The sequence below is a fragment of the Exiguobacterium sp. FSL W8-0210 genome (assembly GCF_038006045.1).
Classification (GTDB): Bacteria; Bacillota; Bacilli; order Exiguobacteriales; family Exiguobacteriaceae; genus Exiguobacterium_A.
In genome coordinates this window covers 2,299,925-2,315,961 of the sequence record NZ_JBBOUK010000001.1, presented here as the reverse complement: position 1 = coordinate 2,315,961, position 16,037 = coordinate 2,299,925, and the positions used below count along the sequence as shown (strand labels likewise).

The following is a 16,037-nucleotide window of genomic DNA, read 5'->3' as shown; positions in this document are numbered from 1 at the left end:
TGAAGGAGCGAAATCAGATGGTGAATTGGAAAGAAGAAGTACTCGCACGTCGCGAGGATTTATTAGAAGATTTAAAAGAACTATTACGGATTCCGAGTGTACTCGACGAATCCACGATCGAAGAGGGCGCGCCGTTTGGTCATGAAGTCAAACGTGCCCTCGATTGGATGCTCGCGACAGGGGAACGCGATGGGTTCACGTCAAAAAATGTCGATGGGTATGCAGGACATTTGGAGTATGGTCAAGGGGAAGAGTTACTCGGTATTCTTTGTCACTTAGACGTCGTACCAGCTGGTGGCGATCACTGGACATACGGTCCATTCAACCCGACGCTTGTAGATGGAAAACTGTATGCACGTGGAGCAATTGATGATAAAGGACCGACGATGGCAGCTTATTACGCTTTGAAAATCGTCAAAGAACTTGGCTTACCACTCTCGAAGCGCATCCGTCTGATTGCAGGAGGGGATGAGGAGAGTGAATGGCGTTGTGTCAATCATTACTTCAAACATGAAGAGATGCCAACACTCGGTTTTGCACCAGATGCCGACTTCCCGATCATCAATGCGGAAAAAGGACTCTATGATGGGTTATTGATTCAAGGGAAACCAGCGCAAGCATCTGATACAGGCTACCATCTCGTTCGTTTTGAAGGTGGCGAACGTCCGAACATGGTTCCAGGTCATGCTCAAGCGCTTCTTCGTGTCGTCGAAGTAGGAACGCTTGAGACGGATTTCCATGCTTATCTTGAAGAACAAGGTTTGACAGGAACAGTCAAGCAAGAAACGGAAGGTCTCGTACTTGATGTCAATGGTGTCGCAGCCCATGCGATGGAGCCGGACAATGGTAAAAATGCTGCTTTACATTTGGCGCGTTTCCTCAATACGCTTCATTTGGATTCTAACGGTCGTCGTTACATTCAACTCGTGACGCATATGTTCCGGGATTCTCGCGGTGTAGCGATCGGTGTCGCTGCTTCAGACGAGACAGGTGACTTAACGATCAATGGCGGTGTATTCCGTTACGCTGAAGAGCAAGGAACGGCATCGATCAATATCCGTTACCCGTATACAGCAGACTTCACGGAACGTCTGCAAATCATTAAGGAAGCCGCGGCAGGATATGGTTTTGAATTGCAGACGCGGACGCATATGACACCGCACCATGTTGATCCAAACCATGAATTGATCAAGACGCTAAGTGCCGTTTATGAGCGCCACACTAACCAATCAGCTGATTTGATAGCAATTGGTGGCGGCACATATGCGCGTTCGTTGACGGCGGGAGTTGCTTTTGGTCCAGTCTTCCCGGGTGGTCCTGAAGTTGCCCACCAAGTCGATGAATATGTTGATTTTGATGAACTATTGCTTGCTGTCGCGATCTATGCAGAAGCGATTTATGAGCTCGCAAAATAATGATTGATGATCCCCGCATCGTAAAGATGGGGGGATTGCTTCTTGAAAGGAAGTTCCGTGTGAAAAATCGTCAAACCTATCATTTCCAAGCTTTATATTTCTTTATTTTCTTTGGACAAGGAGCACTCATTCCGTACCTCGCGCTTTATTTCTCAAACGACGCGTTCGGACTGTCGGCTTCAGAGATTGGAACAATCGTTGCGATTGGACCGATTCTCTCCATTTTTCTACAACCTGTCTGGGGAATCGCGGCGGATCGACTCGGGAAACCGAAACGACTTTTGCTCGTCGCGATGCTTGCTGCCGGTATTTTTACACTCAGTTACTTACTGACGTCTGTTTATCTACTTTTATTGTTGATTTCTTGTGTCTGGGCGTTGTTCCAGTGTGCGCATATTCCGCTCGTGGATACATTAGCGATCGAGTACACGCGAAAGCGTAAAGTGGATTACGGCGCTTTACGTCTTTTCGGCTCAGCAGGGTTCGCTTTAGCTGTTTTCATTCTTGGGCAAATCACTGAGGATGGCGGACTAAATCTGATTTTTTATGCAACCGGTGCAGCATGGGTTCTCGGTTTCCTTGTTCTGATCGGTATTGAAGAGACGGGCAGCGTCCATGTTTCAAATCAGCAATCCGTACCGTTAAAGCAGCTCTTTTCGAATCGGCGTTTCTTATTGTTCCTAGCAGGGGGGAGTTTGATCTTCGGACCCATCTTCGCCAATAATTATTACTTTGGTAGCTACGTCACGATTCGTGGCGAGACGACAGCACTCGTCGGAACACTATTCTTTGTCGCCGTTCTGTGCGAAATTCCGTTTATGCGCATCGCCACGCGTCTGTTATTACGCTTCGGAGCGATTCCGGTTCTTGTATTCGTCTCCTTGTTGTCGGCTGCGCGGACGGCGATGATTGCTTTAGAACTTCCAATCGTCATGCTGTGGGTATTATCTGCGATGCAAGGTATGATCGTAGGTCTGCTGATTCCTGTCGCCTTAGATTATGTCCGATCGCTCGTTCCAGAGACGATGGTCGCAACAGCTGTCAGTACATATATGGCAACGACGACGGGACTCGCGACCGCGTTGTTTAATCTGATGAGTGGTTTTGTACTCGAGAAGAGTACAATCTATATCGTCTTTTGGGTATATACAAGTAGTAGTATCCTAGGTGCGATTCTGTATGGTATCAGTGGTCGTATGAAGGAGTGAACGCGACGATGAGACAAGAACGACACTTTTTCATTGCCTTACCGATCCCTTCTAAAGATTTAGCGAATCTTGCTGAACGGTTATCGCTACCTGAGCACTTTCGTAACGTTTATACATTAGAAGAGTATCATCTAACACTTCGTTTTTTCGGTCCATTGGAGGAAAAAGAACAGCAGTCGTGGAAACAGCAGTTACAGCAGATCGCGCGTACGATGGAACCCTTCGTGCTACGATTCGATCGTTTAATCACGTTTGGTCGGAATGAACGACCACGCGTCTTAGGGTTCGGAACGGAATCGGAGGAATTGTTTCAATTAGTAGAACAGATTGATCCGAATTCGACCAGACCATTCGTACCTCATGTCACGATCGCGAAAAAATGGCGTACTGAGGCAGCTGAATGGGAGACGAGTCCGATCCGATCAGTAGAGTGGACTGTTCGTGAGCTCGTTCTATTTGAAGTACGACCAGAGGTTTCACCGCGGTATGAGCCGGTTTACCGGATTCATATAGGTGAAGAGGAATGAGGTGATCCCCATCGCAATTTTGATGAAACTATATGACTTAGATAGTCGATTTGAAAAAAATCCGCTAGAGATGACAAAACGATTCGGTGAACACCAGGCACTTGATTATGCCCATGTCTATCGCAGATGGGAAGCAGGAGAGTTGTTTCCAGGGGAGACGCTCATCCGTCCGAAGAAGTGGTGGCAAGTGATGAAAAAAAGTGAAGTTATTCAACTTCCGGGTAAACAATTATCTCGAAGAGCGTTTGATAAATGGTACAAAAAACGTCTCGAGTTACAAAAGCTCTTGAACGTCACTGGTGGAGCAGGGGAGGAGGACATTTGGCGGATTCCATTGAAACGTCATTTAGACTTCTATCAGATGTTGCATCTACTAAATGAACAATATGCGATGTTTTATCGAGCGGTCATCCAATATCAAGTCGGAGAAGTCGAATTGAGTCCGTTCGTCGTCGGTCCGTCCGCGATCTATATCATGGAATGGCTCGATGGCGACGAAAGTATCTATCATATCCGGCGAGATAAGTTATGGCGGGAGCAGCCGTTCAAGGCTTCTGCGAAACAAATTTTGAATCCGAACATCGGTTTAAAGCGGACAGAAGATATTTTACGGGTCGTACTCGGTCGAGATTACGTCTTGCCGATCGAACGAGTCATCCTCGCCCCTTCAGGTTATTTTGATCAAATTCCAAAGGAAACGACGACGACGTATGTCAATAAAGTCGATTTTCCGAACTGGGTGCAACGGATGAATGCGAATGCGACTCATACAAAGGCATTTCAGATGCGAGTGTGCGAAAAAATCCTAAAAGAGACGGTATCGATTCCGTTTCATATGGCGATTCAAAGTGAGGGACAGTCTCGAATCCAAGAGTAAGGGAGGGAGCGACGGCATTGTCGTTGCGAAAGAGATGACGAATCAAGAAGTAGCGATACCAGTGATCCGGGCGGAGTTCTTATCGTTCCAGAGCATCCGGGTCGAGGTCGAAGGCAATCCGTCAATCCACTGGTCGCTTGAATGTGATGGACAATCACTTGCGATCCAGCAAGTCGAGACACACCGTGAGGAACAACTGGTGATTTATGAATTGACGGTTCTGGAACCGGTCGAGCTAGAATGTCGATATGAGGTATTTGGAGCAGGTCGGTCAATCCGCGTCGTTCCCGACCGGTTAGTCAGGACGGAAGCATTCGAGCGCAAGTACCGTTACGAAGGGAAGCTCGGTGTCTGGGAAGAAGAGGGAGCATTTCACTTTGCTGTTTGGTCACCGGTCGCAGAACGGATCATGTGTGTCGTGTACGATCAAGATGAACGGTTACTCGGAAAGCACGAAATGGAGCGACAAGAGCAAGGTGCTTATCATCTTCAACTGGAACAAGATATCGCAGAGTGCTGGTATCGGTATGAAGTGACGACATATCTTGGCACACAAGAGGTCGTCGATCCGTACGCTAGTGCGATATCGGAGAATGGTCGATACGGCGTCATCGTTGACGTCGAACGGACGATGACCAAGTGGTTCCCGAAGCGTGTCGCGCGTCCTCTGTTCGTCAAACCGTCAGACGCTGTCATTTACGAAGCGAATATCCGTGATTTCACGATCGATCACTCAGCTGGTTCAAGTCATCCGGGTCAATACGCGGGGATGACGGAACGAGGGACACGCTCTCCTCGCGGACATGCGACGGGACTTGATTATCTCCTAGATCTCGGGATCACCCATCTGCAATTGCTACCAGTCCACTTTTTTGAGACGACCGATGAACGGACACGGTCTCCATATAACTGGGGATACGACCCAATGCTTTGGTTCGGGCTAGCTGGGAGTTATGCGAGTTCGGTTGAACCACTCGTTCGTGTCAGAGAATACGCGGAAATGGTAGAGCGGCTCCATGAAGCAGGCATTCGTGTCACATTTGATGTCGTCATGAATCACGTTTTCATTCGAGAACGCTCCTCTCTCGAACAGCTTGTCCCTGGTTATTATTTCCGCTATGAAGTAGACGGAACACTATCGAACGGAACAGGTGTCGGAAATGATACCGCATCTGAGCGATTCATGATGCGCCGTCTGATCGTTGACTGTTTGACGTACTTTGCTCGAGTCTACCGGATTGATGCCTTTCGATTTGATTTGATGGGGATTCATGACATTGAGACGATGAATGATGTTCGCGCGGCGCTCGATGCGATTGATCCAACGATTCTGGTGTATGGAGAAGGATGGGATCTTGCGACAGCGTTACCGGAACGATTAAAGGCGATGAGTGCCTCCGCTGCGCAAATGCCGCGGATCGCCCATTTTAATGATGTGTTCCGTGACGCGTTAAAAGGATCGACGTTCAGTGAATTCGACCGAGGATTCGTTGCGGGAGATGGCTGGAAGGAAGGGGAGGTCCGAAACGGGATTGCGGGAAGTGTCCATATCGACAATCAAACGTACGGACGTTTTCCGGAACCTACCTATTCCATCAATTACGTCGAGGCGCACGACAATCATACGTTATACGATAAATTAAAGTTATCTTGTCCAGAGGCAGATGAACAGCAATTATTGCGGATGAGTCGCTTAGCTCAGACGATTGCCTTGTTTGCGCAAGGGATTCCGTTTCTTCACGCAGGTCAAGAGTTCTTGCGCACGAAACAAGGTGTTGAAAACAGCTATAACGCACCAGACGAGATCAATCGAATGGATTGGGAACGGCGGGATGATCATCTGTCCCTTGTCACATACATCAGGACGATTTTGCAGATTCGTAGAATGCATGGCGGATTCCGGTTGCACCGAGCGAATCAGATTCGCGAGTTGCTTCATTTCATCGACTTACGTCCGGGTGTCATTGCTTATGAACTTGGAGCGGTCCACTCGTATGATGCATGGCAACGCACGCTCATCGTTTACAATACGACGCGCGAAATCGTTGAAGTCTCACTTGATCATTCGCGCTGGAATGTGCATGTACAAGGGGATAAGGCCTCGGTCGACCCGCTTCTGAAAGGTGTCGACAGGATTCAGGTCCTTCCGTTGTCAACGACGATCGCAACGTGTTAAGATAAGCATTGTGCCTTAGGCAAATCTACTAAAAAAGTTGAGCGGATTATAATGGAATTAGATATTTTAGATGCGCTTGGCGAAGGCTGGACCCTTACGCCAGCAGGTGGAATCACAGGAGAAGCGTATATCGCTTCAACCGGACAATCGAAGTTGTTCTTAAAACGAAATTCATCGCCGTTTTTGGCGATTTTATCTGCAGACGGAATCGTTCCGAAGTTATTATGGACGAAACGGATTTATAGTGGGGACGTCATCAGCGCCCAACAGTTCATTGAAGGCGACGAGTTGGAGCCCGAAATGATGGAACGTCCTGAAGTAGCACGTTTGCTTGGGAAAATCCATGATTCGAAGGAATTACTGTTCATGCTACAACAGCTTGACCAGCGCCCGATCGAACCTGATGAGTTATTGCGACAATGTCGTTTGTACTTTCAACCGGATGATTTAGAGGATCCGGAGCTCGTGGAACATGCGATGGTTTACCTCGAACAAAATCTGGAGCAGGTCAGAACGGATGAGCAGGTCGTTTGTCATTCAGATTTGAACCATAATAACTGGTTGACGGGAGCAGACGGTCAACTCTATCTGAACGATTGGGATGATGCGATCATTGCTGACCGTGCGTACGATCTTGGAATGATGTTATATAGTTATGTCGACGAAGCGGCTTGGCCAGAATGGTTCGAACATTATGGACATCCTTTGACGAGCGATTTGAAGCGACGCATGCACTGGTATGTCGTAGCGCAAGCAGTATTGTCACTCTACTGGTATGAAGATACGCGTCATCCGGATGTCGACGACAGTTATCATTTTCTTGAACAGCTACTTGAATACTCAAACGACTAAAAAGCGTGTCATTCCGAAAGGGAACGACACGCTTTTTTTGATTAACCTTCTGCGATTTTAATCTCTTTTTCAATATCGTGACTTTCGAGATCTGCCAATCGATAAGCCGCTGTCGTCGGTAGACGTAAATCAAGTTGCGGCTTTTCTTCGAATGAGACGGTGACGTTCTTAACTGTGTAGTCAAAGACGTGACCACCACCTTCGCGAGCAGCATCGATGAAATGAAGGTGATATCCGGCGACGGCGATACCGTGACCGAATCGTGGTGTATAGTATCCGGCAAGCGTTCCTTCCGTGTGCTCGAACGTACGAGCGCTTTGAGAAGCGACAGCTTCCGTGATTGGAACGAATGGTTTTTCCTGGCGTGCGACGGTGCGTGTCTGAACCTCCGTGAATGTTCCGTCAATCCGGATAGCATAAAAGCTATTGATCGTTGGGAGTTGTTCGTTCAGCCAGTGCTCAAACGTCGCTTTTGACATCTCTTCCGTCACGGTCAGAGTTTGTTCCGGCTCGAAACGGGTTAATGTCGCGAAAGGCGTCGTCGTCTCAGGTTGGAGCGGTCGAGCACTACCATCTGAGCGGAGTTGATAGAATTGACCATCGAATCCAATCATCTCACCGTCTAAGTGGTCAAACGTTCCGATACCGAAATCACGTTGATCAAGGACGGAAGCGTACGTGACTTCACTCTCAAATACGCCGTCAAGTAGTGCCATCATCGTTGAAATCTGGACGAGTGTTTTATCGTGTGCCATGTGAATCCTCCTTAGTTCAATTGATCGAGATGAACTTGTTCTCCGAGCGCGATGTTGTCACGGTAATCGATCGGCACATCGACAATGACGGGACCGTCTGTCGCGAGTGCTTCATCCATGATTGCTGCGAGTTCCGAAGGATGATTGACGCGGAGTCCTTTTGCTCCGAAGCTTTCCGCGTATTTGACGAGATCGACGTCACCAAATGACGTACCGGATTTCCGTTTGTATTTCATCTCTTGTTGGAACGCGACCATATCGAATCCGCTGTCGCGCCAGACGAAGTGGACGAGTGGTGAGTTCAAACGGACAGCTGTCTCAAGTTCCATTGCAGAGAAGAGGAATCCGCCGTCACCTGAAATCGAGACAGCTTTCTTTCCAGGACGAACGAGTGTAGCTGCGATTGCCCATGGAAGTGCGACGCCGAGCGTTTGCATCCCGTTACTAAAGAGGAGGTGGCGCGGTTCGTACGAACGGAAGTGACGTGCCATCCAAATATAGTGTGAGCCGACATCGACCGTGACGGTGACATCGTCCGCAATTTTTTCACGCAACGTCTTCATGAAATAAAGTGGATGCGTCAATGAAGAATCCGCGACAGGAGGAACATCGCGATCGACAAGACGTTGATGTAATCCTTCAAGGAACTGAACAGAGCTTTCAGGTAATGTGAGTGGTCGTAGGCGTTCAGCGATCGCATCGACGGTTTTCGCCATATCACCGACAAGCTCATGATCTGGACGATAGAAATGATCGATTTCAGCACGCATTTGATCGATGTGAACAAGCGTCCGGTCGTGCGTTGGTTGGTTCCAGAATTTCGGGTCATAACCGATTGGGTCATATCCGATCGAGAGAACGAGATCCGCTTCTGCAAGTAATGCATCTCCCGGCTGGTTACGGAACAATCCAACACGTCCGTAGAAATTCGATTCAAGCTCTCGTGATAACGTGCCGGCCGCTTGGAATGTCTGAACAACAGGAATCGAGACGTTTTTGAGTAACGAACGAATCGAATGTACGACGTCTGGCTGACTCGCGCGCATACCGAGTAACAAGACAGGGAGTTTTGCCTCTTGAATCAGACGGGCTGTTTCATCGACCCATGCTTCTGGTGCAACACCAAGCTTTGGTGCTTCGACCGCACGGAACGCCGTGACGTTCGCTTCGCTTAGCCCGACGTCTTGCGGGATACTGACGAAAGCAGCTCCAGCTGTCGTTTCAGCTGTTCGGAAAGCATTCGATAATACTTCTGGAATGTTGTCGGCATCTTGCACTTCAGCACTAAAGTTCGTAATCGGTGTAAAAAGTGCCTGATTGTCCATGGACTGATGTGTTCGTTTTAAACGATCGGCCCGTGTGACAGCTCCGGCAATTGCGACAACAGGGTCACCTTCAGAGTTCGCCGTCACAAGACCAGTCGCTAAATTTGATGCCCCAGGACCAGATGTCACAAGGACGACACCCGGTTTGTCCGTCAAGCGTCCGATGGCTTGAGCCATGAAGGCAGCGTTTTGTTCGTGGCGTGCAACAATGAGTTCAGGTCCCCGGTCCTGTAACACATTGAAGACGGAATCGATTTTGGCGCCGGGAATACCGAAGATGTAATCTACACCTTGCTCGATGAGTGAATCGACGACGAGATCCGCACCTGTTTTCTTCTGTACTAATTCTTTTGAATCACTGTTTTTATTTTCGTTCATTACAATTCTCCTTTTTACCAACGTTTTTTGGTGTTCGATAGCTGTAATAAATTATCTGTTTCAAAAAAAGTATACATCTGTTTCATGGTAAAACCAACCTAAAATCATTGAGAAAATAAAAAAAGTACCTTGTGTATGATTACACAAGGTACAGAGATTGCCCTTATTCGACGTCGACTTTTCCGAAAGTCGCCCAGACGAACAAAGCAGTGATTCCCAAGACGAGAACGATGGGAGATGCCCAACTAATCAAGAAATCATCCACAGTATAGCCCTCCTTTTCGGTTCTTACGTACCTTAAGTGTATTAGAATGCTCACTATTTCTCAAGTGACGAACTGCTGAACATTCTTCGATAGGAAACGAAGAAGTTCTTATATAATTACCCGAATCATGATAAACTTATCTGCGGATAATTTAAGTTTGGAAAGGATGAACGATAGTGCGTTTACGACATAAACCATGGGCGCAGGATTATATGAAGGAACAATCCTCGATCTATATAGCAGAACCAGCATCTCTTAAAGGGGCATGGGCTAGCGAGTTCAAGAATGATAACCCGATCTACATCGAAGTGGGATCAGGGAAGGGAGCTTTCATTACCGGAATGGCGCACCAACACCCGGATATCAACTTCATCGCGATCGAACTATTCGAAAGCGTTGCCGTGACGATCGTTCAAAAATTGGTCGAAACACCACAATCGAACGTTCGCGTCTTGACGGTCGATGCAAAAGACCTACGTGATTACTTTGAAAAAGGCGAAGTGTCCCGCGTGTACTTGAACTTCTCTGATCCATGGCCAAAGACACGTCATGCGAAACGCCGCTTGACGTATAAAACATTCCTCTCGACATATGAAGATATTTTACCGGCGAAGGGTCAAATCCACTTCAAGACAGATAATCGGAAGTTGTTCGAATCGAGTTTGATGACGATGTCAGCATACGGCATGCGCTTCGACTGGATGTCACTTGATTTACATGCGAATGAACCGGAAGATAACGTCCGGACAGAGTACGAAGAGCGCTTTTCATCAATGGGTCAACCGATTTATCGGATGGAAGCAACGTACCAAAATTAATTTAGACAAAAAGTTTTCTTATTTTCCTGGTATTTCTTTCACACTTTTTTCTTATTAATTGGTACAATGTTGTTGACTGAAGAACTTGTACTTATAGGTAAAGGGGGAATTTGGGGATGTGGCAGAAAAGCTTAGCCTTCGTAACGGCGCTCTTTCTCGCATTAAGTATCGGTCAATCGGTACTTGCTGCGGTTGATACCTCAGAAATGACGAAAGCATTGAATGAGGAATTACCAACGACGCATTACGATTATAAAAAAGGTTCGGTCGAAATCGAGGATCCGAAGACGTTCACGAATGAAAAAGGAGAAGAAGTCATCGGCGGGATCGCTGTCATCGAGACAGTCCGTGACGGCATCTTCATCACGATCAAACGTGAAATCCACTTCTTCAATGCCGATAGCGGTAAATTGTTGACGAGTGCCGATGCTGCAAAAGTTGATGGCGTAAAAGAATACATCGACGGTAACTCGGATAATCTTCAACAAAAAGTCGTCTACTGGTTACCGATGCTCTTGATGTTGTTGATCATCGCTGTACCAGCAGTCATCTTATACATCGTTGTTCCACGTCTATACTCGACGACGGAATACATGAACCCGATCTACGAACGCAACGACAACCCGCGTTAATTAAGAAAAAAGCCTCTATCCAATCGGATAGGGGCTTTTCTCATGCAAGCAACACGAAGATGAAAGCAAGTATGGCAGGCAAGCCTTGTTTGAGTAAAATGGAGCGATTGGCAGTCACGGCGCCATAAAGCGCAGCGATGATGACGCACGCTAAAAAGAACAATTGGACAGCCACATCCTGACGAATCAGACCAAATACTAGTCCGGCTGCTAAAAATCCATTATATAAGCCTTGATTCGCAAAAAGTGTCCGAATTTGTTGTGATGCAACAGCTTCGTCCGTTAAACCGAACGTTCGACGAGCCGCTTTGGAAGAAAGAAAGAACATTTCAAGTGCTAAAATATAAAAGTGTTCCAAAGCAACGAGGATAACGAACAGCGTAGCAAGAATCGACATGAATCATACCCCCTTCAGATGAACGTGGAAAAAAGACCGTACTTCGTCGATCGAAGGACGGTCTTTTGATTAAGCGTATTCGAGTAAAGCGCCAGTTTCGGCATCAACTGTGAATTGATACGTTTTTTCGTCATCACCTTCAAGGACCGAGATGCCACCTTTGTAGCTTTGGTAGTCACGTGACTCATATGCGTAAGCCTCTGGTGTTGCAGAGATCCATGCACCTTGGACACGTCCTTTTGCTGAAAATGTGCGTTTCGTGATTTCGAGCGCTTCCTCGGCAGAAAGTTGTTTGTTATCAACGGCTTTCTTCACTGCGAAAGCGGCGACGACAGCTGCTGCCAATCCGATAATCCAATAGCGTTTTTTCATTAAAATTCCCCTCCTTACAGGTTCTATTCCTACTGTACCAAATAATTCGTTCAGAGAGAAACAAAAGGTTAAGTGATAGAAGCAATTTTTTGTATAATGAGAAGCAGGAGGCGATACATATGAATGAAAAAACGAGAGAGTTATTTCGAACACTGACGGAATTGAATGGGGCACCGGGGTTTGAGCACGACGTTCGTCAGTTCGTTCGCGAGCGCATCACACCTGTCACGGATGAGATCGTTACGGATGGACTTGGTTCGATTTTCGGAAAACGAACAGGCGATGCGACAGGACCGAAAGTCATGGTTGCCGGGCACATGGACGAAGTGGCATTCATGGTGACGCAAATCACGAAGAACGGAATGTTGCGGATTCAACCGCTCGGTGGCTGGTGGAGCCAAGTGTTGCTTGCGCAACGCTTCTCGATCTGTACGGACAACGGTGTCATCCCTGGTGTCATCGCATCGATTCCACCACACTTATTGACAGAAGAAGTGCGCAATAAGCCAATGGCGATCAAAGACATGTTCATCGATATCGGTGCAGACTCAAAAGAAGAGGCAGAATCGTTTGGAGTACGTCCAGGTATTCCTGCCGTACCATTCTTCCCGTTCACACCGATGGCGAATCCGAAGAAGATCATGGCGAAAGCATGGGATAACCGCTATGGTGTCGGAATGGCGATTGAATTGTTGGAAGAGACGACAGCGGCGGATCATCCGAACATTTTGTTCTCGGGTGCAACGGTTCAAGAAGAAGTTGGATTGCGCGGTGCGCAAACAGCGACGGCACTCATCGATCCCGACGTCGCGTTCGTCGTCGACGCTTCTCCTGCCAATGATGCATCAGGAGACAAAACGGAATTCGGTCAACTCGGACAAGGACCGTTGCTTCGAATTAAAGACAGTGTCATGATCCTCTCAAAAGAGATGACGGATTACGTCCTCGATACGGCAGAATCGAACAAGATTCCGTATCAATATTATGTCGGTGCAGGTGGGACCGATGGTGGTGTCATCCATCGTTCGAATAATGGGATTCCTACAACAGTCGTTGGATTACCAGCACGCTACATCCATACGCATGCATCGATCATGCATACAGATGATTATGATGCGGCGAAGGAATTGCTTCGGAAACTCGTCACGAACCTCGATACGACGACGCTCGCGACGCTACAAGTCAAGTGAATGACATGACAGACAGTGGATATGAATCCGCTGTCTGTTTTTGTTTAATAAGAACGGCGTAAGCATAAACTGTCTTGTCAGTTGGAAAAACAATGTAGTCGGATAGAAAGGAGATTTGATATAATGATACGCGATGTTAAGAAAAGGACGTGACAAGATGTTCAAACAAAAAGGGATCTCACTTAGCCCTAAAGTATATTTCATCACCGTATTAAGTTATATGGCACTTGGTTTGTTTAGTTCGTTGATCATGGGTCTCATCATCCGAACGATTGGTGAAGGACTGGTCGATCGTGGTGTAGAGGCGAAGTTTCTCATTCAGTTAGGAGAGCAGGCAATCGCACTGACCGGGCCAGCAATCGGTGTGGCTGTAGCGTTTGCGCTTGAGGCACCACCGCTTATCTTGTTCGCAGCAGTTGCCGTTGGTGCGTTCGGATATGAAGCAGGAGGACCAGCAGGTAGTTACATTGCAACGCTTCTAGCGACAGAGGTCGGAAAACTCGTTTCAAAGACGACGAGACTCGATATTCTATTGACGCCGTTCGTTACGTTACTAGCCGGATTCGTTGCCGGACGTTACGCAGGAAAGTGGATTGGAAAAGGCATGACGGATCTCGGTGAGTTGATTCATTGGGGAACGGAACGCGAACCATTATTCATGGGGATTTTCGTTGCTACCGTCATGGGTCTTGCATTGACAGCGCCGATTTCGAGTGCTGCGCTTGGAATTATGCTTGGTTTGGATGGACTTGCTGCAGGGGCGGCGACGATCGGTTGTGCGGCACAGATGATTGGATTTGGCGTCATCAGTTATCGTGATAACGGAATCGGTGGTGTGGTTGCTCAAGGGATTGGAACATCGATGTTACAAGTAGGAAATATCATTCGAAATCCTTGGATTCTTCTACCGCCGACTGTAGCCGGTGCTATACTAGCGCCATTTGCGACTGTTTTGTTAATGCTTGAGAGTAACCCGGAAGGTTCTGGTATGGGTACGAGCGGATTTGTTGGTCCATTGATGTTATTAAAGACGATGGGGTTCGAAATGGAGTATTACCTCGCAGTCGCTGTCCTCTGTTTCCTTGCGCCCGGCATCATCAGTTATTTCATTTATCGCATATTACGACGTCTCGGTCGGATTCAAGATGGCGATTTAAAAATCGAATATTAAATACAAAAAGCTGATTCTAAAGGATACGCCTGTTTGACCGGATGGTGGACGAACAAGCATATGACTTTTTGAATCAGCTTTTTTCATAAAGAGAATCCGAATGAACTTGAATAAAAACTTGTAAAGAAAACGTAGAGGTAAATGAGGTAAAGCGGAGTCAAATACCGCATACGTACGACAGGCAATTTTCGAGCGAGTCGTTTTCCGAGTGCTTCGAGTAAAATGATGATCGCAAAACCGACGACCAAATACAAAAAGATTTCGGGTAAGCTTCGTTCAGAATCAATGAAGGAATAGCCGTAACGTAAACAACTCGTCATGCCAACGAAGCCGACGAAGCGTTCGAACGGATGTTTGATTGGTTGATCTGCCATAGTGAAGTCCTTTCCAGGTGTTTTCTAGTTGCAGTATAGCAAACCAAGCACGAAAACGCACAGCCACAATTGAATATGCTATGATGAGGGCAATGACTTCTAGGGAAATCAAAGGAGGAAATCATCATGAAAACATTACAATCCAAACAAGAATTCGATACAGCAAAACAAGGAAATGCCGTCTTTTTATTCTCAGCAAACTGGTGCCCGGATTGCCGCTTCTTAGATCCGTTCATGCCGGAAATCGAGCAAACATTTAACGGCTTCGAGTTTTACTACGTCGATCGCGACGATCATATTGAAATTGCCCAGGAAATGGACATCTTCGGAATTCCGAGTTTTGTTGCATTCCGCGATGGTGAAGAGACAGGGCGTTATGTCGGGAAAGAGCGGAAGACACCAGAACAGGTGACAGCATTTTTAGAGACGGTTTAAGAAAAAAGCGAGCGCTGACTCGCTTTTTTTCATGATAGAAAGGATGAATTCGAATGGAACTACAACAAATCCGAAGAATGATGACACAAACATTTGAAGAAGAAGGGTACGCGACATATTTCGATCGTGAAAAGTCTGTATTACGAATTGAGCGAAAGCACGATAAATCAGGCGTTGATGTCGGATTGAATCCGCTTGTCGCAAAAGCAAAACGAAGAGGTGTCATCGCAGTCGAAGAGACGATCGAATATATCCGTGCTGTACTCGGACAAACGGATCAAATCTCACTCGTTGGACAAGAGCAAAAAATCTTTCCTGTCATTCGTGCTAAATCGTTTGCCGATACGACAAAAGAAGGGAAGACGCTTGTCAGTACACCACATACGGGCGAGACGAAAATCATGTATGCACTCGATTTAGGAGCGACGTATCGTTTGATTGATGAGGAGTTACTGGCGTCTGCTGAATGGACAGCTGAACAGTTATCAGAAGCAGCGCGTTTTAATGTGAAATCGCTTGAAGCGCCATTTAAACAAGACGAAGTCGCAGGGAATATCTTTTATTTCTTGAGTCTCGGCGACGGATATGAGGCGAGTCGTGTTTTGAACAAGACGTTATTAGCAGATTATGCGGCGCAAATCGAAGGAGAATTCGCAGTCGGAATTCCGCATCAGGATGTCCTGATTTTCGCTGATATTCGGAATGACGCCGGATATGATGTCTTACAGCAACTGATGTTTGACTTCTTTTCGAACGGTCGTGTACCGGTCACGGCACTGCCATTCTTATATGAAGAGGGCAATCTGGAGCCGGTCTTCGTCCTTGCGAAAAACAAGCAGCCGAAAGAGTGAAGAATCTGATACAATAGGC

18 protein-coding genes are annotated in these 16,037 nt (G+C 47.1%); 12 read left to right on the top strand and 6 right to left on the bottom strand.

Features of this window, described 5'->3' with window-relative positions:
• Nucleotides 1-17: 17 nt before the first annotated feature.
• Genes pepV through MKY22_RS12100 form a run of 6 tightly spaced genes read left to right on the top strand, consistent with a single transcriptional unit; the run spans nucleotide 18 to nucleotide 7,055 of the window.
• A complete protein-coding gene (gene pepV / locus MKY22_RS12125) occupies nucleotides 18-1,415 on the top strand; it encodes a dipeptidase PepV (RefSeq protein ID WP_290779184.1) in 1,398 nt (465 codons plus the stop codon).
• 59 nt (nucleotides 1,416-1,474) lie between these two features.
• Nucleotides 1,475-2,623 (top strand): MFS transporter, encoded by a 1,149-nt coding sequence (locus MKY22_RS12120; RefSeq protein WP_341088955.1) that lies wholly within the window; start codon nucleotides 1,475-1,477, stop codon nucleotides 2,621-2,623.
• Nucleotides 2,624-2,631: 8 nt separating this feature from the next.
• A complete protein-coding gene (thpR, locus tag MKY22_RS12115) occupies nucleotides 2,632-3,150 on the top strand; it encodes an RNA 2',3'-cyclic phosphodiesterase (RefSeq protein ID WP_290779190.1) in 519 nt (172 codons plus the stop codon).
• A 1-nt stretch (nucleotide 3,151) separates the two neighbouring features.
• Nucleotides 3,152-4,027, top strand: a complete 876-nt coding sequence (locus MKY22_RS12110) for a hypothetical protein (RefSeq protein WP_231925647.1) — start codon at nucleotides 3,152-3,154, stop codon at nucleotides 4,025-4,027.
• 34 nt (nucleotides 4,028-4,061) lie between these two features.
• Nucleotides 4,062-6,203, top strand: a complete 2,142-nt coding sequence (gene pulA / locus MKY22_RS12105) for a type I pullulanase (RefSeq protein ID WP_341088954.1) — start codon at nucleotides 4,062-4,064, stop codon at nucleotides 6,201-6,203.
• 51 nt (nucleotides 6,204-6,254) lie between these two features.
• Nucleotides 6,255-7,055, top strand: coding sequence for a phosphotransferase family protein (locus MKY22_RS12100; RefSeq protein ID WP_087681261.1), 801 nt, complete (start codon nucleotides 6,255-6,257; stop codon nucleotides 7,053-7,055).
• A 41-nt stretch (nucleotides 7,056-7,096) separates the two neighbouring features.
• Here the strand turns inward: MKY22_RS12100 and budA are convergent, their stop codons facing one another.
• From budA to cydS, 3 genes are all read right to left on the bottom strand, one after another.
• Nucleotides 7,097-7,810, bottom strand: a complete 714-nt coding sequence (budA, locus tag MKY22_RS12095) for an acetolactate decarboxylase (RefSeq protein WP_290779196.1) — start codon at nucleotides 7,808-7,810, stop codon at nucleotides 7,097-7,099.
• Between the two features lie 11 nt (nucleotides 7,811-7,821).
• Nucleotides 7,822-9,513: an acetolactate synthase AlsS gene (gene alsS / locus MKY22_RS12090; protein WP_290779199.1), complete on the bottom strand. Its 1,692-nt coding sequence runs from the start codon at nucleotides 9,511-9,513 to the stop codon at nucleotides 7,822-7,824.
• Between the two features lie 163 nt (nucleotides 9,514-9,676).
• The gene (cydS, locus tag MKY22_RS17375; protein ID WP_023469087.1) at nucleotides 9,677-9,778 is read right to left on the bottom strand and encodes a cytochrome bd oxidase small subunit CydS; all 102 of its coding nucleotides are present in this window, start codon (nucleotides 9,776-9,778) and stop codon (nucleotides 9,677-9,679) included.
• Between the two features lie 176 nt (nucleotides 9,779-9,954).
• Between cydS and trmB the strand changes: the two genes are divergently transcribed.
• Nucleotides 9,955-10,596, top strand: a complete 642-nt coding sequence (gene trmB, locus MKY22_RS12085; RefSeq protein ID WP_023469086.1) for a tRNA (guanosine(46)-N7)-methyltransferase TrmB — start codon at nucleotides 9,955-9,957, stop codon at nucleotides 10,594-10,596.
• 116 nt (nucleotides 10,597-10,712) lie between these two features.
• Nucleotides 10,713-11,228, top strand: a complete 516-nt coding sequence (locus MKY22_RS12080) for a hypothetical protein (protein WP_058703918.1) — start codon at nucleotides 10,713-10,715, stop codon at nucleotides 11,226-11,228.
• Between the two features lie 40 nt (nucleotides 11,229-11,268).
• Here MKY22_RS12080 and MKY22_RS12075 read toward each other — a convergent pair whose 3' ends face one another.
• Both MKY22_RS12075 and MKY22_RS12070 read right to left on the bottom strand, forming a co-directional pair.
• On the bottom strand, nucleotides 11,269-11,625 hold the full coding sequence (locus MKY22_RS12075; RefSeq protein ID WP_058264707.1) for a DUF1304 domain-containing protein: 357 nt from the start codon (nucleotides 11,623-11,625) through the stop codon (nucleotides 11,269-11,271).
• Between the two features lie 69 nt (nucleotides 11,626-11,694).
• A complete protein-coding gene (locus MKY22_RS12070) occupies nucleotides 11,695-11,997 on the bottom strand; it encodes a PepSY domain-containing protein (protein ID WP_012371126.1) in 303 nt (100 codons plus the stop codon).
• A 119-nt stretch (nucleotides 11,998-12,116) separates the two neighbouring features.
• Between MKY22_RS12070 and MKY22_RS12065 the strand changes: the two genes are divergently transcribed.
• Both MKY22_RS12065 and MKY22_RS12060 read left to right on the top strand, forming a co-directional pair.
• Nucleotides 12,117-13,187, top strand: coding sequence for a M42 family metallopeptidase (locus tag MKY22_RS12065; protein ID WP_035396484.1), 1,071 nt, complete (start codon nucleotides 12,117-12,119; stop codon nucleotides 13,185-13,187).
• Nucleotides 13,188-13,344: 157 nt separating this feature from the next.
• Complete coding sequence (locus MKY22_RS12060) at nucleotides 13,345-14,358, top strand: PTS transporter subunit IIC (RefSeq protein WP_341088952.1); 1,014 nt, start codon at nucleotides 13,345-13,347, stop codon at nucleotides 14,356-14,358.
• 83 nt (nucleotides 14,359-14,441) lie between these two features.
• On the opposite strand, the gene MKY22_RS12055 is transcribed toward MKY22_RS12060, so the two are convergent.
• Nucleotides 14,442-14,732 carry a hypothetical protein gene (locus tag MKY22_RS12055; protein ID WP_023469080.1) on the bottom strand — a complete coding sequence of 97 codons (291 nt, stop codon included), beginning with the start codon at nucleotides 14,730-14,732 and terminating at the stop codon, nucleotides 14,442-14,444.
• A 126-nt stretch (nucleotides 14,733-14,858) separates the two neighbouring features.
• On the opposite strand from MKY22_RS12055, the gene MKY22_RS12050 reads away from it, so the two are divergent.
• The gene (locus tag MKY22_RS12050; protein WP_023469079.1) at nucleotides 14,859-15,167 is read left to right on the top strand and encodes a thioredoxin family protein; all 309 of its coding nucleotides are present in this window, start codon (nucleotides 14,859-14,861) and stop codon (nucleotides 15,165-15,167) included.
• 53 nt (nucleotides 15,168-15,220) lie between these two features.
• Entirely contained in the window at nucleotides 15,221-16,018 is a 798-nt protein-coding gene (locus MKY22_RS12045; protein ID WP_290779207.1) for a DUF1444 domain-containing protein, read from the top strand.
• The last annotated feature ends 19 nt before the right edge of the window (nucleotides 16,019-16,037 follow it).